Annotated in this window: 19 protein-coding genes and 1 pseudogene; 14 read left to right on the top strand and 6 right to left on the bottom strand. The window is 42.9% G+C overall.

What is annotated here, in order from left to right:
- Positions 1-621: 621 nt before the first annotated feature.
- The 5 genes from ACEE44_RS05615 (at position 622) to ftsY (ending at position 4540) form a co-directional block, all read left to right on the top strand.
- Complete coding sequence (locus ACEE44_RS05615; RefSeq protein ID WP_449171552.1) at positions 622-906, top strand: LapA family protein; 285 nt, start codon at positions 622-624, stop codon at positions 904-906.
- A 57-nt stretch (positions 907-963) separates the two neighbouring features.
- On the top strand, positions 964-1329 hold the full coding sequence (locus ACEE44_RS05610; RefSeq protein WP_332411388.1) for a glyoxalase: 366 nt from the start codon (positions 964-966) through the stop codon (positions 1327-1329).
- A 329-nt stretch (positions 1330-1658) separates the two neighbouring features.
- Positions 1659-2471: a Cof-type HAD-IIB family hydrolase gene (locus ACEE44_RS05605; protein ID WP_449171551.1), complete on the top strand. Its 813-nt coding sequence runs from the start codon at positions 1659-1661 to the stop codon at positions 2469-2471.
- A complete protein-coding gene (locus ACEE44_RS05600; RefSeq protein WP_449171550.1) occupies positions 2461-3273 on the top strand; it encodes a Cof-type HAD-IIB family hydrolase in 813 nt (270 codons plus the stop codon). The genes ACEE44_RS05605 and ACEE44_RS05600 overlap by 11 nt, the downstream gene beginning before the upstream one ends.
- A gap of 1 nt (position 3274) precedes the next feature.
- Positions 3275-4540 (top strand): signal recognition particle-docking protein FtsY, encoded by a 1266-nt coding sequence (ftsY, locus tag ACEE44_RS05595; RefSeq protein WP_332411391.1) that lies wholly within the window; start codon positions 3275-3277, stop codon positions 4538-4540.
- On the opposite strand, the pseudogene ACEE44_RS05590 reads toward ftsY, so the two are convergent.
- The 6 genes and pseudogenes from ACEE44_RS05590 to ACEE44_RS05565 all read right to left on the bottom strand — a co-directional run bounded on the left by ACEE44_RS05590 (position 4429) and on the right by ACEE44_RS05565 (position 9454).
- Positions 4429-5154: pseudogene (locus tag ACEE44_RS05590) on the bottom strand (GNAT family N-acetyltransferase). The gene ftsY and the pseudogene ACEE44_RS05590 sit on opposite strands and share 112 nt — an antisense overlap.
- Position 5155: 1 nt before the next feature.
- On the bottom strand, positions 5156-5830 hold the full coding sequence (locus tag ACEE44_RS05585; protein WP_449171549.1) for a DNA alkylation repair protein: 675 nt from the start codon (positions 5828-5830) through the stop codon (positions 5156-5158).
- A 199-nt stretch (positions 5831-6029) separates the two neighbouring features.
- Positions 6030-7517 (bottom strand): glucose-6-phosphate dehydrogenase, encoded by a 1488-nt coding sequence (zwf, locus tag ACEE44_RS05580; protein WP_449171548.1) that lies wholly within the window; start codon positions 7515-7517, stop codon positions 6030-6032.
- A 79-nt stretch (positions 7518-7596) separates the two neighbouring features.
- The gene (locus ACEE44_RS05575) at positions 7597-8412 is read right to left on the bottom strand and encodes a TIGR03943 family putative permease subunit (protein ID WP_449171547.1); all 816 of its coding nucleotides are present in this window, start codon (positions 8410-8412) and stop codon (positions 7597-7599) included.
- On the bottom strand, positions 8409-9314 hold the full coding sequence (locus ACEE44_RS05570) for a permease (protein ID WP_449171546.1): 906 nt from the start codon (positions 9312-9314) through the stop codon (positions 8409-8411). Before ACEE44_RS05570 ends, ACEE44_RS05575 begins: the two co-directional genes overlap by 4 nt.
- A gap of 2 nt (positions 9315-9316) precedes the next feature.
- Positions 9317-9454 carry an SPJ_0845 family protein gene (locus ACEE44_RS05565; protein WP_172050468.1) on the bottom strand — a complete coding sequence of 46 codons (138 nt, stop codon included), beginning with the start codon at positions 9452-9454 and terminating at the stop codon, positions 9317-9319.
- Between the two features lie 125 nt (positions 9455-9579).
- Between ACEE44_RS05565 and ligA the strand changes: the two genes are divergently transcribed.
- The 9 genes from ligA to atpD all read left to right on the top strand — a co-directional run bounded on the left by ligA (position 9580) and on the right by atpD (position 18580).
- A complete protein-coding gene (gene ligA, locus ACEE44_RS05560; protein WP_449171545.1) occupies positions 9580-11538 on the top strand; it encodes an NAD-dependent DNA ligase LigA in 1959 nt (652 codons plus the stop codon).
- A 10-nt stretch (positions 11539-11548) separates the two neighbouring features.
- A complete protein-coding gene (locus ACEE44_RS05555; protein ID WP_449171544.1) occupies positions 11549-12589 on the top strand; it encodes a diacylglycerol kinase family lipid kinase in 1041 nt (346 codons plus the stop codon).
- Between the two features lie 139 nt (positions 12590-12728).
- The gene (locus ACEE44_RS05550) at positions 12729-12929 is read left to right on the top strand and encodes a F0F1 ATP synthase subunit C (protein WP_105109681.1); all 201 of its coding nucleotides are present in this window, start codon (positions 12729-12731) and stop codon (positions 12927-12929) included.
- A 36-nt stretch (positions 12930-12965) separates the two neighbouring features.
- A complete protein-coding gene (atpB, locus tag ACEE44_RS05545; RefSeq protein ID WP_105118077.1) occupies positions 12966-13682 on the top strand; it encodes a F0F1 ATP synthase subunit A in 717 nt (238 codons plus the stop codon).
- 17 nt (positions 13683-13699) lie between these two features.
- On the top strand, positions 13700-14206 hold the full coding sequence (gene atpF, locus ACEE44_RS05540) for a F0F1 ATP synthase subunit B (RefSeq protein ID WP_449171543.1): 507 nt from the start codon (positions 13700-13702) through the stop codon (positions 14204-14206).
- Complete coding sequence (locus ACEE44_RS05535) at positions 14207-14740, top strand: F0F1 ATP synthase subunit delta (protein WP_105113939.1); 534 nt, start codon at positions 14207-14209, stop codon at positions 14738-14740.
- 3 nt (positions 14741-14743) lie between these two features.
- The gene (gene atpA / locus ACEE44_RS05530; RefSeq protein ID WP_161942060.1) at positions 14744-16264 is read left to right on the top strand and encodes a F0F1 ATP synthase subunit alpha; all 1521 of its coding nucleotides are present in this window, start codon (positions 14744-14746) and stop codon (positions 16262-16264) included.
- An 11-nt stretch (positions 16265-16275) separates the two neighbouring features.
- Positions 16276-17154, top strand: a complete 879-nt coding sequence (locus ACEE44_RS05525; protein ID WP_024398204.1) for a F0F1 ATP synthase subunit gamma — start codon at positions 16276-16278, stop codon at positions 17152-17154.
- A 19-nt stretch (positions 17155-17173) separates the two neighbouring features.
- Positions 17174-18580, top strand: coding sequence for a F0F1 ATP synthase subunit beta (gene atpD, locus ACEE44_RS05520; protein WP_105124188.1), 1407 nt, complete (start codon positions 17174-17176; stop codon positions 18578-18580).
- The last annotated feature ends 1 nt before the right edge of the window (position 18581 follow it).

The following is an 18581-nucleotide window of genomic DNA, read 5'->3' as shown; positions in this document are numbered from 1 at the left end:
CACCTCAGAAAAGTATTGCCAAATTGCGATACTTTCCTTGAGGCACTTTTGTCCTGTTCTTGTTTCAATTAACTATAGTTCGGCGAACTATTTCAGCCTGAGTCTAGAAATGAAATAGCGAAGGGTTAGGTTGGAAATAGGAAAACCAGTACCGCATGTAGCTGGTTAGTCCCCACCCTGACGGGTTGTTTTAGGTCGGAAATAGGGACCGTCGGCAGACGGTCTTTCCTTTTATTCATTTTTTGGACCTTTTTAGGTAGGAAATGAGAAGTTGCGGTAGCAACTTTTCACTTTAATCTGATTTGTGACCATTTTAGGTTGGAAATGAGAACCGCTGGTAAGCGGTTTTCTTTGTAAGTGGGTTACCCCACGTTTTAAGTTGGAGATAGGAAAACCAGTAACCCATGTTGCTGGTTTGTCCCCACCCTGACGCCTCATTTTAGGTTGGAAATGAGAAGTTTCGGTAGCAACTTTTCGCTATTAGGCTTTATAGTAGGGAAATTGGATGTTGCGGTAGACAATTTGCTTGGTTTTATACTTCTATTCTCCATCGTGGTGAGTTGACTTCCTTGCCATTCCTACCTACATATGCTAGACTATCATAGTAGAAAAGGAGTTAGGATGAAACAGAAATTATCGCTTATTGGATTACTACTTGTCATTATTTTGACAGTCGTTCTTTCTTTGGCTAATCGTCAGGAAGTTGTTGTTAATTACTTGTTCGGCCAATTTAGAATGCCCTTGATTTTGGTGATAATTGGCTCGCTCTTGATTGGTATGTTCATTCAATACTTACTTGGATTGACTAAGAATTTGTCATTGAAAAGTGAGATTAAGAATTTGAAAAGAGAATTGTCAGAGCTCCCAGTTTTGCAAAAGGAAGAACATTCTGATAAGATAAAATAGATTGAGTTAAATATGTGGAATTATTGATAGACCACATTGAAATGAAAAGGAGAAATCATGTTTACCAAAGAATTTGGATTGATGTTTTATGTGGATGATGTTGCTGCTGAAAAGGATTTTTGGTCTGCAGCTGGTTTTACGATTCTAAATGAAGCTGAGATGATGGGCTATGAAACTTTTGATATGAAGCCACATCCTGAAGCTACAACGACTATCACAGTTTATGCAAATGAGTTTATTCGCCAAGTATCACCAGAAGTGATCGATATGAAGCCAAGTATCTTGTTTGAAACAGACGATATCGAAGGTCTTCAAGAACGCATCGCTGGTTTGACGGATACTTGCAGTCCAGTCAATGCGGAACCTTTCCCTAACTTTAACTTTGCTAGCCCAAGTGGTCATTACTTTGCGGTGAAGGGATAATGAATAAGAAAAACCAGTGGGGAACCGCTGGTTTTACTTTTACTGGACCAAAGGAAGAGAGTAGGCCAAATGTATGAAGAAAATTTCGTTTTCAGAAATCATTTTTCAAAGTCAGCATCAATTCTTGATAGAAAAAAGTGATATAATGGCCTTGAAAAATGAGGGATTACCCTTCTAAAGTGTAAGTTTTATGAAAATATCTTGAAAAATGCATGTAACTCTAGCAAATAGTTACATGCATTTTTTTATACCTGCGGCGTGGGAAGAGAGAAGCAAGTCTTCGAATTTGAAAGGAACTATGGTATAATAGAAGAAATAAGGGGAACTGTATGTTGTATAAAAAAATAATTGCAAGCGATATGGATGGGACCTTTCTACGAGAGGATCATCATTTTGACAAGGAGCGTTTTCGCCGCTTACTTGCTCAATTTAAAACGGAGGGCTATCTGTTTGTAGCGGCAAGTGGCCGTTCTCTACCAGGTTTGAAACTCTTGTTTGAGGATTTCTTAGAAGATATTGCCCTGGTTGCAGAAAATGGAGCAGTAGTTCTGTATGGTAATCAGACGATTTACATGGATGAGCCCATTAAACCAGCAACCTATCTATTCTTGGTGGATGAACTGATTAAGAGCGGATATGTTAAACCTCAGCATATCACCCTATCTGGTCTGAAGGCTTCGTACATGTTGGATACGGTTGAAGATGATCTATATCAGGTCCTATCAGACTATTACCAAGATATTGTTTTGCTTCCGCGTTTTGAGGATGTCTCTGAGGATATTATTAAATTAAATCTCTATATTGATGAGGATATACGTACAGAAGCGCAAGACTGGATCAATCATCATTTTCAACAATTGACTGCTGTCACGACGGGCTTTACCTCAATCGACATTATCTTGTCAGGTGTTCATAAGGGAATTGGTTTATCGCATTTATGCAAGTACTTTGGCTTGTCTGGAAAGGATTTGATTGCCTTCGGAGATAACCAAAATGACCTAGAAATGATGAAGCTGGCAGCCTTTTCTGTTGCGACCGCAAATGCAGTTGATGAAGTCAAGACACAAGCAGACTTGGTTATTGGGCATTGTAATGAAGAAGCCGTGATGGCCTACATGGAGGAATTAGTAAATGGCAATTAAGTTGATTGCATTAGATTTAGATGGAACGCTTCTGACATCTGATAAACGGATTTCAAAGGCCAATAAAAAAGCTTTAAAGGCTGCTCGTGATCGAGGTGTCTATGTGGTTTTGACAACTGGTCGTCCCTTACAAGCCATTGGATCATTTCTGGAAGAATTGAATTTGCTGGGTGAAAAACAGTACTCCATTACCTTTAATGGTGGTCTAGTTCAAGAAAATACAGGTCGGGTTTTGGATAAGGTAGGCTTTACCATTGAGGAAGTCCGTGCCATTCGTCAGGTGACGAATGAACTTGATTTACCCCTTGATGCAGTCTATGGGGGTGATGTATACTCTCTACCAGCTGCCCACGAATCTCTCTATTTAACTGCTAACCCCCTTTTGAATAAAATCAAGGTGACTGATGACGAATTGCCAGAGGACTTCGTTTACAATAAGGCTGTGTCGTCAGTAGATGCAGATTTCTTGGATGCACAAATTCCGAAAATTCCTGCGGAATTGCACGAACGTTTTGAGATTTTTAAATCGCGTGATATTTTGCTTGAGTGGAGCCCCAAAGGTGTCCACAAGGCAAATGGTTTGGCTAAGTTGATTGGTCATCTTGGAATTGACCAGTCAGAAGTCATGGCTTGTGGCGATGAAGGCAATGACCTTTCTATGATTGAATGGGCTGGTATGGGTGTTGCTATGGCTAATGCCACAGATGAGATAAAAGCTGCCGCCAAGGTAGTCTTGCCTAAGACCAATGATGAAGACGGCATTGCCTGGGCTGTTGAACGCTATGTATTGAACGAGGACTAGTATGGGATTATTCGATCGATTATTTGGACAAAAGGCTCAAGAAGAGCCTAGAGAAGAAGTTGTTGAAGAACTTGAAGTAGAGCAGTTGGTTTCTGAAAAGGACACTAAAGTATCTGAAACGGAGTCAACTATTCCTGAACAGGACAGTTCAGGACCAACTGACTTGAATGCCGAGCAAGAAGCTCAGAAACAACGGACCTTAGACATGATGGCCCAGTATTATGCAGCCAAAGAAGCCGCTGCGGCCCGTGTCAAAGAAGCTCAGGAAAAAGGATTTGACCCTGCTATTCAAACCAAGGTCAAGGAAGAGCGTGTTGAGGAAGTTGCTCCAGTAGAGCAAGAAAGTGAGCAGGACAAGTACCAGCGTACCTTGAACAAGACGCGTACAGGATTTGGGGCAAGGCTCAATGAGTTCTTTGCAAACTTCCGTTCGGTTGATGAGGACTTTTTCGAGGAACTGGAAGAAATGCTGATTTTGTCAGACGTGGGAGTGCAGGTTGCCTCTACGCTGACAGAGGAGCTCCGCTATGAAGCCAAACTACAGAAGGCTAAAAAGACAGATGAACTCCGTCGTGTGATTATCGAAAAATTGGTGGATATTTACGAAAAAGATGGTCAGTTCAGCGAGCAGATCAATTTCCAAGATGATTTGACTGTCATGCTCTTTGTCGGTGTCAACGGGGTTGGGAAGACGACGTCTATCGGTAAGTTAGCCTACAAGTACAAGCAGGCTGGCAAGAAGGTCATGTTGGTCGCAGCGGACACCTTCCGTGCGGGTGCGGTAGCCCAGCTGGTCGAGTGGGGTCGCCGTGTTGATGTGCCAGTAGTGACTGGTCCTGAAAAGTCAGACCCAGCTAGCGTGGTTTTTGATGGGGTAAAACGTGCCGTGGCAGAAGGCGTGGATATTCTCATGATTGACACAGCAGGTCGCTTGCAAAATAAAGAAAACCTTATGGCAGAGCTGGAAAAAATCGGTCGCATCATCAAACGGACTCTACCTGATGCACCGCATGAAACCCTCTTAGCACTAGATGCCTCCACAGGTCAAAACGCCCTTAGTCAAGCCAAGGAATTTGCAAAAATTACTCCATTGACAGGTCTAGTCTTGACAAAGTTAGACGGTACTGCAAAAGGTGGTGTCGTTCTTGCTATTCGTCAGGAACTAGATATTCCAGTGAAATTGATTGGTTTTGGTGAGAAAATTGATGATATCGGAGAATTTAAATCCGAAGAGTTCATGCGTGGACTTTTAGAGGGATTGGTGTAATATTGAAAAAAGTCGTTAGTTGAAAAACTAGCGACTTTTTCTATCTGTATGCAGTAGGGAATAAATGGCAATACTGTATGCAGTAGGGAATAAATGGCAATATCCACAATACCACGATTGTTTCTAGCGGCTTGTCGGAGAGTTCCTTCGTAGGTCATGCCGACTTTTTCCATGACACGACCAGAAGGACGATTTTCACTATCGTGAACAGCTGTAATCCGTAAACAACCCACTTCCTCCAATAAATAGTGATTAACAGCTTCAAGAGCTTCTGGAATAAAATTTTGTCCCCACCATTTACTGCCTAAGACCCAGCCCAATTCAGCAGCCTGTACTCGTTCATCTAGACTGACGACGGAAATATCTCCAATAGGTTGCTGATTTTCTTTGAGCTCAATTACCCACCTGTATGTTTTTTACTGTGAATAGGATTGAAGACAGAACTGGACATAGTCTTCTGTATCTTTAAGGGATTGATGAGTTGGCCAGGTCAGATAAGTAGTCACCTTTTCGTCTGAAGTCCAGTTTTGGAAAATTGATTCAACATCGCTTGCTTGAAAAGGGCGTAAAAATTGACGTTCTGTTTCTAAAATCTGACTTCCTTTATGTTGCACCTTATTTCCTCCTTAACAATGCCTCAATCCATTCGGGTGCGTAGGCAGAAGTACAGCCTTTTGGAACCTTCATATCGGCATAGACTGCCAATTCCTGACCGATTGCAAGACCTTGTTTCAGATAGTCAGGATAGGCAACCGCAATCTCCACCAAGCATTGGTTCATGGTCCATTGAACCTGTGGGTCTACGGTTTGTAAATGCAGGTGAATATGTTCTAGAGTTTCTTCAATTTCTTGATTTGAAGCAGTTCTTCCAGCAAAATATTTTGCACGGAGGAACCAACCTAGGCGTTGCAAAATAGCTTGGTCTTTGGCAAGCAAGTCTTCTTCCCAATCTCTACAGTCTTTTCGTTTGCTGAGGATAATGGAAGCCAACTTATCGAGCACACTGACCGAAATTTGTTCATTGAGGCAAGCTTCTAAAACAGCAGAAGCCAGCTGGTCAGGTTTTGTTTTGGCAATTTGAATAGCTAAATATTGTGCTTCTAGGACACCTGTTTGCCAGAGTGGAGCAAACAAGTCCAGGCGATTTTTATAGGCCTTGGCGATACCAGAAATAGCTCCCATTGGAACGCCGTAGTAGGGCTTAGTTTCGCCAATTTTTTCATAACGCTTGAGGGTGCCAGCATGGCTGGCTGCTTCAAGTTGGTCGAGAATGATGTTAAATTCAGTCATAATTATCTCCGAAAAAAACTGGATTGCTCCAGTTTTTATATGTAGTCGTTTAGTTTGCTTTTAGTACAAGGCAACGAGGTGCAGGTTGCTAGAACAGCCTAGAGGCTGTTCTAGGTTGGAAATAAGACATGCGAAGCAAGTCACTTTCGTGGAGTACGGCAAAGCGAGTTAACGAAGTAATCAAAGCTAAACTAAATGACTATTTCAATAAGCCACGTTCACGATACCATACATCAGGTGTCCAAACCCACTTGCAACCGTAGCTTTCTAGCAAATCAAAGGCTGCCTCAGGTCCCATAGTTCCAGCTGGATAGGTGTGGAGTGGGACTTGGTTACTTGCCCATAAATCAACAATGCGGTCAATCAAGCTCCAGCTTGCTTTCACTTCTTCCCAATGGCTAAAGTTAGTAGAATCACCATTTAGGACATCGAAAAATAGTTTTTCGTAGGCTTCAGGTGAATTACCAAGAGCAGTTGCATTGTGGCGGAAGTTGAGTTTGGCAGGAGTAAGAGAAAAGTGGGAACCAACTTCCTTACCGTTGATAGAAAGCATAAAGCCTTCAGTTGGTTGGATGAAGATGGTCAAGACATTGGCTTCAGAAGGTTGTCCAAAAATATCTTCCGCGTGTTTGAAAGTGATGGTCACGCGCGTACCTTTTTCTGTCAGACGTTTACCTGTACGGAAGAAGAAAGGTACATCACGGAAACGGTCAGTATCAACGAAAAAGACACCTCCTGCAAAGGTTTCCGTCTGAGAACCTTCGGCAATATTTGGTTCATCCAAGTAGCTGACGTAGTCTTTTCCGTCGATGGAACCTGCTGCATATTGACCACGGATGAAGTTGCGCTTGAGGTCTTCGTCAGAAGGCTGACGTAAGTGTTGGAAGACCTTGATTTTCTCAGCGCGGACATCTTCCTCCTTGAAGCTGGCTGGCTTATCCATTGCTAGAAGGGAAAGAACTTGAAGGGCATGGTTTTGCACCATGTCTTTTAAGGCGCCAGAATGATCGTAGTAGCCCCCACGATCCTCAACACCAATCGCTTCAGCAAATGTAATTTGGACGTTATCGATGTAATCGCGGTTCCAAATATGCTCAAAAATGATATTGGCAAAGCGAACCGCAAAGATATTTTGCACCATTTCCTTGCCTAGGTAATGGTCGATACGGTATATTTGGTCTTCATTGAAGGCAGCGGCCAATTCATCATTGAGTTTACTTGCAGTTGCAAGGCTTGTTCCGAAAGGTTTTTCGATAATCAAACGCTCAAAACCTTGTCCGTCAACGATCTTCTCAGACTTGAGGTGTTTGGCAATGGTTCCGAAGAATTCAGGTGCCATGGATAAGAAGAAGACCTTGTTGTGTTGAGTATCGTACTTTTCACACAAGTCATCTTGTAATTTTCGAAGAGCTACATAATGCTCCGTATCGTTGACATCATGGCTTTGGTAGTAGAAATGACTTGCAAATTCATGAGCCTGACGTGGTGTGTCGGGCAAATCTCCTAGTGATTCAATGACGGTTTGCTCAAAAAATTCCTTGGTCCAGGGTCTGCGAGCTGTTCCAATAACAGCAAAGTTTTCTTTGATATGTCCCGCCTTGTACAGACGGAAAAGTGATGGATATAGCTTGCGTTTGGCTAAGTCGCCACTAGCACCAAAAATGGTAAACAATACATGTGATGACATAAATTCTTTCCTATTCTATTGAGTATAAATCTCATTATAGCATAAATTGTCAGAAAATTCACTTTATGACTTCATTTTTCTAAAATACTCTATAAACGTAGGGATTTTCAGGTTGCTGGATTTCTTCTATTTGCTCCAGTTCCAGTGTCGGCAGGCTTTGTTTTAAGGAATGATGGTAAGCAATCTTAATTTTTCCGCTGGCCTTGACCCAGCTGTTGTCAGGAAAAGTCTGAGAAGCTCCTGTAGAGAGTAGACCGTAGACACCAGAATCGGCGATACAATGAATAATACCAAAACGGAAGAGAAATTGTTGGCCAGTCTTATCGGGGTCATTATAAACGAAACCGACCATTTCAATTGTTTTACCGACAAATTCATTGGGATAGTCATAGATTGCCTCCATGACCTCCATGTAATTATCACTTGTCACCTCTATTTCATCTTGAGCTAAATAGTGGTCTGCTATTGCGCGCATCTCAGATTGGTAAATTGACTTTGTAAAATAGATGGATGTATCAGGCTTGAGGTATTGGACGCTGGTCCCCTCCTGAGCCTGAGTAGCTGTGTCATTTTCAGCAGCTAGGGGGAAATGATAGCCTTTAGCCGCCACAGAAGTAGCATCTAAACTAACTGTTGGAAAGAGCCAGGCAACTGTAAGCGGGAGGATTAGGAGAAATATACTAGCAAATTTGGCTGATTTTTTTGTCAAATGACTATGTGTTTCAATGTTTTTTACCCAGACATAGAGTTGAACCATGGCTAGGATAAAGGAAAGTATCATAGACAGATAGGCTAGATAGGTGTAGTGCAGATTGATATACTGGTCTAGTTTGCCTGATACATATAGGTACATGGTCATTTCAAAATAAGCTGCGAGAATTAAAAATCGAATCATACAAGCCCTCCTAGCATGATGCAGTAGCCAAGGATAACCAGGAAAGTAATAGTAACGAAGCTCAGAATAAATTTAGCTGTGAAGTAACGCTTCATCATGAGCAGATTTTTGACATCTACCATTGGTCCAATGACAAGGAAGGCCATGATGGGAGCTAGACCAAAGCTGGATAGAAAAGATGCACCGATAAAGGCATCTGCTTCAGAACAAAGGGAGAGCAGAAAGGCAAGTCCCATCATGAGCAAGATAGCTGATAGAGGGCTGTGAGCAATCGAAGTCAAGATAGCTGTTGGAACATAGACCTGTACTAAACTAGCAAAGAGGCAACCAAAGACCAAGTATCGACCTGTATCGAAAAATTCATCAATGGCATGAATAAAAGCTAGTCCGACTTTTTGCCAGTTGGTTTTATCTGAAAAATCATGGGTCGGTTGGCAGGCAGTCTGTTGGTTTTTAATCGGTTCTTTGACCAAAAATCCAAGGACCAGCCCAAGGACGAGTGCGACCAAGATTGATCCTAGAACACGATAGGTGGCCAGAAGCCAAGAATTTCCAAAAGCAGTATAGGTTGCATAAAGGACAATGGGATTGATAAGGGGAGCAGTCACTAGAAATGGAATAGCAGTATAGCTAGGTACCCTTTTTTCTAAGAGCCTATTCACAATAGGGACTATCCCACATTCGCAGGAAGGAAACACAAAGCCCAGAAAGGTCCCGAAGAGGATGGCTAAAAAGGTATTTTTAGGTAGAAATCTGACCACCTTTTCAGGTGTGATAAAGACCTCAATGAAACCAGAAATAACCGCACCTATCAGAACAAAGGGCAGAGCTTCAATGATAATTGATAGGAAAATAGCCCCCGCCTGTAAAACAGAAGAGGGCAGTTGCTCAAATCCAAACATCCTTACTTATCGTCAACTTTCTGCTTATTTTTTTCAGTGCTTGTTGGGTCTGGAAATTCAACTTCCTCGAGTTTGTCAAAGGATGCAAATTCTTCCAGCATTTTTTCCAAATCGTCTTGTCGTTTATATGTGATAGCCATGAGGCACCTCCCAAAATTTTATATATCTATTATACCCTTTTTTGCTCAAATGTATCTAAAATTTCCTAACCTAATTCAAAACTAAAATCTTCAGTTGCCATCTTAAGTCGTGGTATAATTGTCTTATGGAAAAAAGAATATCAGAATTAGTAGACTTACTTAACAAATATGCCGACGAATACTATCGCACAGACAAACCAAGCGTGTCTGATGCAGAATACGACAAACTCTATCGAGAATTGGTGGAACTGGAAACAGCCCATCCAGAATTGGTTTTGCCAAATAGTCCTACCCATCGCGTTGGTGGCAAAATTTTAGACGGCTTTGAAAAATATAGCCATGTCTATCCTCTTTTTAGCTTGCAGGATGCCTTTTCCCGTGAGGAATTGGATGCCTTTGATCAGCGTGTTCGCAAGGAATTTCCACAGGCGACCTATATCTGCGAACTCAAGATTGACGGCCTGTCCATCTCCCTGACCTATGAAGCAGGCAATCTAGTAGTAGGTGCGACACGTGGTGACGGTAGTGTCGGTGAGAATATCACGGAAAACCTCAAACGTGTAGCGGATATTCCCCTGACCCTACCTCAAGCGGTGGACATCACAGTCCGCGGCGAGTGCTATATGCCCAAAGCGTCTTTTGACCGCGTTAATCAGCAGCGACAGGAAGCGGGAGAGGCTGAGTTTGCCAATCCGCGAAATGCAGCGGCAGGAACCCTTCGCCAGCTGGATACGGGAGTGGTGGCTCAGCGTGGTCTTGCAACATTCCTCTATCAAGAGGCCAGTCCATCTGAGGCGACCAGCCAGTCACAAGTACTGGAAAAACTGGATGCTCTGGGCTTTGTGACCAACCACGACTACCAGTTGGCCGACAGCATGGATGATGTTTGGGCTTTTATTGAAAAAATGGCAGAGCGACGAGAAGATTTGCCCTATGAAATCGACGGTATCGTGATTAAGGTCAATGACCTTGCTATTCAAGAGGAACTCGGTTTTACCGTTAAGGCACCTCGTTGGGCAGTGGCCTACAAGTTTCCTGCTGAGGAAAAAGAAGCCCAAATCCTGTCAGTTGATTGGACGATCGGAAGAACAGGTGTCGTCACTCCCACAGCCAATCTCAGCCCTGTTCAGCTAGCAGGAACAACCGTTAGCCGTGCTACTTTGCACAATGTTGATTACATCGCAGAAAAAGACATCCGTATTGGCGACACGGTCATTGTTTACAAGGCTGGGGACATTATCCCGGCAGTTCTGAAAGTGGTGGACAAGTACCGAAAAGATCAAGAAGTCATGCCTGTTCCAAGCCAGTGTCCGTCTTGTCAGAGCGACTTGCAGCATTACGAAGACGAAGTTGCCCTCCGTTGCATCAATCCTATCTGCCCTAGTCAGTTGATGAGCAAACTAGAACACTTTGCCAGCCGTGATGCCATGAACATCGCAGGGCTAGGTTCTTCAATCGTTGAAAAACTCTTTCTAGCAGGTCTGGTCAAGGATGTGGCGGACATTTACAAACTGACGGTGGACGACCTCTTGACCCTGGACGGTTTTAAGGAAAAGTCCGCAGACAAGCTCTACCAAGCTATTCAGACATCAAAAGGAAATTCAGCAGAACGGCTCTTGTTCGGTCTGGGCATTCGCCATGTCGGCAGCAAGGCCAGCAAGATTTTGCTAGAAAACTTTGGAGACTTGGAAGCCCTAGCTCAAGCCAACCAAGACGAGATTGCCTCTCTAGAAGGATTGGGCCAGGTTATTGCCAAGTCCCTGACCAGTTTCTTTGCCAGCTCAGGTGCCCAGCAACTTTTAGCGGAACTTAAGGAAAGTACCGTAAACTTGACCTATCTAGGACAGGTGGCCGATGAAAATGCTGCCCTGTCTGGACTGACAGTTGTCTTGACTGGTAAGTTGGAACGGATGAAGCGGAGCGAAGCCAAAGCCAAGCTAGAAGCCTTAGGTGCCAACGTAGCAGGATCGGTTTCCAAAAAGACTAACTTAGTCATCGCAGGGGCTGACGCGGGAAGCAAGTTAGCTAAGGCACAGGAATTAGGTATTGAAATAAAAGACGAGGCTTGGTTAGAAAGCCTTTAGGGAATAGGATATGGAAGAACGCAAACGAGCACGATTGATTTACAATCCGACCTCTGGTCAGGAAATCATGAAGAAAAATGTTGCAGACGTACTAGAAATTTTAGAAGGTTTCGGCTATGAAACATCTGCTTTCCAGACAACGGCCGCAAAAGATTCAGCAAAAAATGAGGCAAAAAGAGCAACAGAAGCGGGTTTTGATCTAATCATAGCAGCAGGAGGAGATGGCACCATCAATGAGGTGGTCAACGGAATTGCTCCACTTGAAAATAGACCAAAGATGGCTATTATTCCAACAGGAACGACCAATGACTATGCGCGTGCTCTCAAGGTCCCTCGTGGCAACCCGATTGAAGCAGCCAAGCTGATTGGGAAAAACCAGACGATTTTGATGGATATTGGCTTGGCAAAGAATGAAAAAAATGGACTTTATCAAGAACATTATTTCATTAACATCGCTGCCGCAGGAACTCTGACAGAATTGACTTATAGTGTGCCAAGTCAGCTCAAAACCATGTTTGGCTATTTGGCTTATGTGGTCAAGGGGGCGGAGCTTTTGCCACAAGTCCAATTTACACCTGTACGAGTGACGCACGATGGAGGAAGATTTGAAGGGTCCATTTCCATGATATTTGTCGCCTTAACTAATTCTATTGGTGGTTTTGAGCAAATTGTTCCAGATGCCAAATTGGATGATGGGAATTTTACCCTGATAATGGTCAAGACTGGAAACTTGTTTGAAATTCTTCAGTTGATTGGGCAGGTCTTAGATGGTGGGAAGCATATTGAGAGTGATTTAATTGAGTATATCAAGACAAGGTCTTTATCTATCGAAAACCTTAGTTCCGACAGCCGCCTTCTTCTCAATCTTGATGGAGAGTTTGGTGGAGATGCGCCAGTTGAATTGCACAATCTCCAAAATCATATTGAATTTTTTGCGGATACGGATCTGGTTTCAGATGAGGCTATTACCTTAGATACGGAGCAGGTCGATCGAGAAAATATGGCCAAACGTTTCATTGAAGAAAGTAGTCATATACATTCTGCTATATAAATAGGAAGAAAAGACAGCAGGTCTTTTCTTTTTCTATTTCAATAGCGAATTAAACGCTTCCAAAGGCGGTATTTTCTTGACAAATAGATGTTTTAGGAGTATCCTTACATGGTATTAAATTTTAAAAGGAGAATTCGTTATGAATTTAGGCGCATTGGCTTTAGGTTTGGCCTGTCTTGGTGTAAGTATTGGTGAAGGACTGTTGGTAGCTTCTTACCTTAGTTCGACTGCACGTCAACCAGAAATGCAAAGCAAGTTGATGGCTGGTGTATTCTTGGGTGTTGCCTTTATCGAGGGAACGTTCTTCGTAACCTTGGCTATGATGTTTGTCTTGAAATAGTAGAAAATAGAGAAATAGAAAAGGGGGGAACCTCCATTGGAAGAACATTTAAGTCCAACCCTTACCCTTGGTCCCGTAACCTTTGATCTGACCATGGTATTGGTTTCTATTATAACCATTTCCGTTATTTTCTTACTTGTTTTTTGGGCTAGTCGCCGAATGGAACTGAAGCCAAAAGGTAAACAGAATGTTTTGGAGTATGTGTACGAATTGACCATCAATTTCACTAAGGGAAATCTTGGAGATGAAGATGCTAAAAGGTACGCCTTGTTCTTCTTCACAGTCTTCACCTTTCTTTTGGTAGCAAATAACTTGGGTTTGATGACTAAGTTGGAAACAGCAGAAGGTCATAATTTGTGGACATCTCCGACAGCCAACATGGCCTACGATTTTGGACTAGCAGCCATTGCAACTGTTTTTTGTCATGTCGAAGGTATGCGCCGTAGAGGGGTTAAGCAATATCTGAAAGATTTTGTGACCCCTTTGGCAATGACTCCGATGAACATTTTAGAAGAAATTACCAACCTTGCATCACTTGCTTTACGTTTGTACGGTAATATTTACGCAGGTGAGGTTTTGGTTTCACTTCTTTTACAGCTATCACAACAAAGTGCAGTAGCTTATCCAGTTGCATTTGCACTAAACATTGTCTGGACAGGCTTCTCTGTCTTCATTTCATGTTTGCAAGGCTACGTATTTGTCATGCTGGTATCCATGTACTTGAACAAAAAAATCCACGGTCATGGTGAGTAAGAAAGGGAAAGAAAAATATGGCAACAATTTTAGCAATGCAATCTAGCACTGTTCTTGGAAACTTTATTCTCGTAACGGCTTCTTTTGCGATATTGATAATCCTTATTCGTGTATTCGCTTGGGATCGTATTACAGGTATTTTTGAAGAACGTGCCAATAAGATTGCCAATGATATTGATGCGGCAGAAGAAAAATTAAGAGCTGCTTCAAACCTGGTTCAACAACGGGAACAGGAATTGGTTCAAGGTCGTGTTGAAGGACAAAAAATCATTCAAGACGCTATTGAGCGAGCGAAACTAGAGAAAAAACGTATTCTTGAACAGGCAGAAGTTGAAATCCAAGGCTTGAAACAAAAAGCGCAGATGGAAATCGAAGCTGAAAAACGTGAAGCTCAGGAAAACCTGCGTATTCAAGTCGCTGAGTTGGCAGTTGATTTGGCAGGTAAAATCATTTTAGAAGACCTAGACCAGGCAGCCCACAGCAATTTGATTGATCGTTATTTGGATAAGCTGGGAGAAAAGTAGATGAACGCTAGAGAAAATGCCCTTGTGCAAAAATACGCTCTATCATTTGTTGAAAAAGTCAGTGATCATGCAGAAATTTGGGAAATGTATGACCAGCTTTCTGAATTGATTACGATTATCCATGATAGCAAACTCAATCGTCTTTTGTTGTCTGCTACGGTATCAAGAGAGGAAAAAGCTGCATTCGTACGAACCGTTCGCCAATCAAGTTTCTGGCAAATCAATGATTTGATTGAGGATATTATTCGTGATGGGCATGCAGACTTGCTACTGGAAACACTAGAGCGTGTCCGTTTACAAATCAGTAAATTTAAAAATGAATTTGAAGCCCATGTGGTTTCCGTTTATCCCTTGACTGAGGTGCAAAAAGACCGACTACGTCAGTTAGTGGAAGAACGATTCTCCTTGCGTGTACGAACTATCATCGAAGAATTAGACCAAAGTCTACTTGGTGGTTTCATTGTGAGTGTTAACCACAAGGTCATCGATGCAAGTGTTCGGACACAATTGAAGGATGTTAGAAAAAAACTTTAGAAAATAGAAAGTGGTGTTCTTTTGATAAATGCACAAGAAATTAGCGCTTTACTAAAACAACAAATTGAAGGCTTTCAGCCTGACTTTGACTATACAGAAACTGGTGTCGTAACCTACATTGGTGACGGTATCGCCCGTGCGCAAGGTCTTGACAATGCCATGAGTGGAGAGCTTTTGGTATTTGAAAATGGCACCATTGGTATGGCCCAAAACTTAGAAACCAACGATGTTGGTATCATCATTCTTGGTGAATTTACAGATATCCGTGAGGGTTCTGTTGTTCGTCGGACTGGTAAAATCATGGAAGTGCCAGTTGGCTCAGCCTTGATTGGTCGTGTCATCAATCCACTTGGTCAACCAGTAGATGGTCTTGGTGACATTCGTACGACTAAAACCCGTCCAATCGAGTACCCAGCGCCAGGTGTTATGCAACGGAAATCAGTAAATGAGCCGCTGCAAACTGGTCTTAAGGCTATTGATGCCTTGGTTCCAATTGGTCGAGGTCAGCGTGAATTGATTATCGGTGACCGTCAGACAGGGAAGACATCTGTAGCCATTGATGCTATTCTCAACCAAAAAGGCAAGGATATGATTTGTATCTACGTTGCCATTGGTCAGAAAGAATCAACAGTTCGTACGCAGGTTGAAACCCTTCGCCAATATGGTGCCTTGGATTACACAATCGTAGTAACAGCATCTGCTTCTCAACCTTCTCCATTGCTATTCTTAGCTCCTTATGCCGGCGTTGCCATGGCAGAAGAGTTCATGTATGAAGGCAAGCACGTCTTGATTGTCTACGATGATTTATCAAAACAAGCGGTTGCTTATCGTGAATTGTCCCTCTTGCTTCGCCGTCCTCCAGGTCGTGAAGCTTACCCAGGTGATGTATTCTACTTGCACAGCCGCTTGCTTGAGCGTTCAGCCAAGGTTTCTGATGAGTTAGGTGGTGGATCGATTACAGCTCTGCCATTTATCGAAACCCAGGCGGGTGATATTTCAGCCTATATAGCGACTAACGTGATTTCAATCACGGATGGACAAATCTTCTTGAAAGATGATTTGTTCAACTCAGGTATCCGTCCAGCCATTGATGCGGGTTCTTCCGTATCTCGTGTAGGTGGTTCGGCACAGATTAAGGCTATGAAAAAGGTTGCGGGCACCCTTCGTATCGACTTGGCTTCTTACCGTGAATTAGAGGCTTTCACGCAGTTTGGTTCCGATTTGGATGCGGCTACTCAGGCTAAACTCAACCGTGGTCGTCGTACTGTCGAAGTTTTGAAACAGCCCTTGCATAAGCCCCTTCCAGTTGAAAAACAGGTTTTGATTTTGTATGCTTTGACAAATGGCTTCTTGGACTCAGTGCCAATTGATGACATTTTGGCATTTGAAGAAGAGCTATACGCATATTTTGATTTGCATTATGATAGTCTTTTGGATGTCATTCGTACGACGAAAGACCTTCCCGATACAGATGAGTTGAATGCTGCTATTCAAGCCTTCAAAGACCAGTCTGTCTTTAAGTAAAGGAGTGAATAATGGCAGGTTCTCTCAATGAAATCAAGTCAAAAATTGCATCTACTAAGAAAACCAGTCAAATCACCGGTGCCATGCAGATGGTTTCGGCATCTAAACTAGCCAAATCAGAGCAATTAGCGCAATCCTTTCAAATCTACGCTAGCAAGGTTCGTCAGATTACAACGGACCTCTTGCGTGGAGAATTGATGGCATCAGATACGAGCAATCCAATGCTGATTCGCCGTCCAGTTCAAAAATCAGGTTATATTGTCATTACATCGGACAGTGGATTAAAGGGTTCTTATAATTCCAGCATTTTGAAAGCTGTGATGGGGATGATTGAACAGGACCATGACTCAAAAGATGAGTATGAAATTATTGCCATTGGTAGTATGGGAGCTGATTTCTTCCGTGCCCGTGGTATCAATCCAGTCTTTGAATTGCGTGGTCTGGCGGACAACCCAAGCTTTGAAGAGGTTCAAAAAATCATTTCTAAGTCTGTTGAAATGTATAAGAATGAACTCTTTGATGAGTTGTATGTTTGTTATAACCACCATGTCAATAGCTTGACCAGTCAGGTGCGTGTCCAGCAGATGCTTCCAGTGGAGGATTTGGACCACAATGAAGCGGATGGTTATACATCTACTTTTGAATTGGAGCCAAACCGTGAAGTCATTCTGGAGCAATTGTTGACCCAATATGCTGAATCAACCATTTACGGAGCGATTTTGGATGCCAAAACTGCTGAAAATGCGGCTGGTATGACGGCCATGCAGACAGCAACGGATAATGCTAAGAATGTCATTAACGATTTGACAATTCAATACAATAGGGCTCGTCAGGCAGCTATCACTCAGGAAATTACTGAGATTGTAGCTGGTGCCTCAGCCCTTGAGTAATAGAAATAGAGGAAATAGAATGAGTTCAGGCAAAATTACTCAGGTTGTCGGACCAGTTGTAGACGTCGCGTTTGCAGCAGAAGATAAACTTCCTGAGATTAACAACGCACTCGTTGTATACAAAAATGATGATTCCAAGCAAAAAGTTGTGCTTGAAGTTGCTTTGGAACTTGGTGATGGCGTTGTTCGGACCATTGCCATGGAATCAACAGATGGATTGACTCGTGGCATGGAGGTCCTTGACACAGGTCGCCCAATCTCCGTTCCAGTCGGTAAGGAAACTCTGGGTCGTGTCTTCAATGTCTTGGGAGATACCATTGACCTTGATGAGCCTTTCCCTGCTGATTTTGAACGTGAGCCAATTCATAAAAAGGCACCAGCTTTTGATGAGTTATCTACATCAAGCGAAATTTTGGAAACAGGTATCAAGGTAATTGACCTCCTAGCACCCTATCTAAAAGGTGGTAAGGTTGGTCTCTTCGGTGGTGCCGGTGTTGGTAAGACCGTTCTTATCCAAGAATTGATTCATAACATTGCCCAAGAACACGGTGGTATTTCTGTATTTACCGGTGTTGGTGAGCGTACTCGTGAGGGGAACGACTTGTATTGGGAAATGAAAGAGTCAGGTGTTATTGAAAAAACGGCCATGGTATTTGGTCAGATGAATGAGCCACCAGGTGCCCGTATGCGGGTTGCACTGACTGGTTTGACCATTGCGGAATACTTCCGTGATGTGGAAGGTCAGGATGTGCTTCTTTTCATCGACAATATCTTCCGTTTCACGCAGGCTGGTTCAGAAGTATCTGCCCTCTTGGGTCGTATGCCGTCAGCCGTTGGTTATCAGCCAACACTGGCAACGGAAATGGGTCAATTACAAGAACGAATTACCTCAACTAAAAAAGGTTCTGTTACATCTATCCAGGCTATCTACGTGCCTGCCGATGACTATACAGACCCTGCCCCAGCGACAGCTTTCGCTCATTTGGACTCAACAACTAACTTGGAGCGTAAATTGACCCAGCTTGGTATTTATCCAGCAGTAGATCCTTTGGCATCATCATCTCGTGCCCTTTCTCCACAAATCGTAGGGGAAGAGCACTATGCAGTTGCCATGGAAGTTAAACGTGTCCTTCAGCGTTACCAAGAATTGCAAGATATTATCGCCATTCTCGGTATGGATGAATTGTCTGACGAAGAGAAGACCTTGGTTGGTCGTGCTCGTCGTATTCAATTCTTCCTATCTCAAAACTTTAACGTTGCTGAGCAATTTACAGGTATGCCAGGTTCATATGTGCCAGTTGCAGAAACTGTTAAAGGCTTTAAGGAAATCTTAGACGGTAAACATGACCATCTACCAGAAGATGCCTTCCGAAATGTCGGTTCAATCGAGGATGTAGTCGCAAAAGCTGCAAAAATGAGATTCTAAG

The sequence above is a fragment of the Streptococcus sp. 32226D021BW genome (assembly GCF_053545015.1).
This window is presented reverse-complemented; position numbering and strand designations above follow the sequence as displayed.

Bases quoted from the DNA above. Each gene is read 5' to 3' on its own strand.
- ACEE44_RS05615 (WP_449171552.1), top strand. From the start codon at position 622: ATGAAACAGAAATTATCGCTTATTGGATTACTACTTGTCATTATTTTG.
- ACEE44_RS05610 (WP_332411388.1), top strand. From the start codon at position 964: ATGTTTACCAAAGAATTTGGATTGATGTTTTATGTGGATGATGTTGCT.
- ACEE44_RS05605 (WP_449171551.1), top strand. From the start codon at position 1,659: ATGTTGTATAAAAAAATAATTGCAAGCGATATGGATGGGACCTTTCTA.
- ACEE44_RS05600 (WP_449171550.1), top strand. From the start codon at position 2,461: ATGGCAATTAAGTTGATTGCATTAGATTTAGATGGAACGCTTCTGACA.
- ftsY (WP_332411391.1), top strand. From the start codon at position 3,275: ATGGGATTATTCGATCGATTATTTGGACAAAAGGCTCAAGAAGAGCCT.
- ACEE44_RS05585 (WP_449171549.1), bottom strand. From the start codon at position 5,830: ATGACTGAATTTAACATCATTCTCGACCAACTTGAAGCAGCCAGCCAT.
- zwf (WP_449171548.1), bottom strand. From the start codon at position 7,517: ATGTCATCACATGTATTGTTTACCATTTTTGGTGCTAGTGGCGACTTA.
- ACEE44_RS05575 (WP_449171547.1), bottom strand. From the start codon at position 8,412: ATGATTCGATTTTTAATTCTCGCAGCTTATTTTGAAATGACCATGTAC.
- ACEE44_RS05570 (WP_449171546.1), bottom strand. From the start codon at position 9,314: ATGTTTGGATTTGAGCAACTGCCCTCTTCTGTTTTACAGGCGGGGGCT.
- ACEE44_RS05565 (WP_172050468.1), bottom strand. From the start codon at position 9,454: ATGGCTATCACATATAAACGACAAGACGATTTGGAAAAAATGCTGGAA.
- ligA (WP_449171545.1), top strand. From the start codon at position 9,580: ATGGAAAAAAGAATATCAGAATTAGTAGACTTACTTAACAAATATGCC.
- ACEE44_RS05555 (WP_449171544.1), top strand. From the start codon at position 11,549: ATGGAAGAACGCAAACGAGCACGATTGATTTACAATCCGACCTCTGGT.
- ACEE44_RS05550 (WP_105109681.1), top strand. From the start codon at position 12,729: ATGAATTTAGGCGCATTGGCTTTAGGTTTGGCCTGTCTTGGTGTAAGT.
- atpF (WP_449171543.1), top strand. From the start codon at position 13,700: ATGGCAACAATTTTAGCAATGCAATCTAGCACTGTTCTTGGAAACTTT.
- ACEE44_RS05535 (WP_105113939.1), top strand. From the start codon at position 14,207: ATGAACGCTAGAGAAAATGCCCTTGTGCAAAAATACGCTCTATCATTT.
- ACEE44_RS05525 (WP_024398204.1), top strand. From the start codon at position 16,276: ATGGCAGGTTCTCTCAATGAAATCAAGTCAAAAATTGCATCTACTAAG.
- atpD (WP_105124188.1), top strand. From the start codon at position 17,174: ATGAGTTCAGGCAAAATTACTCAGGTTGTCGGACCAGTTGTAGACGTC.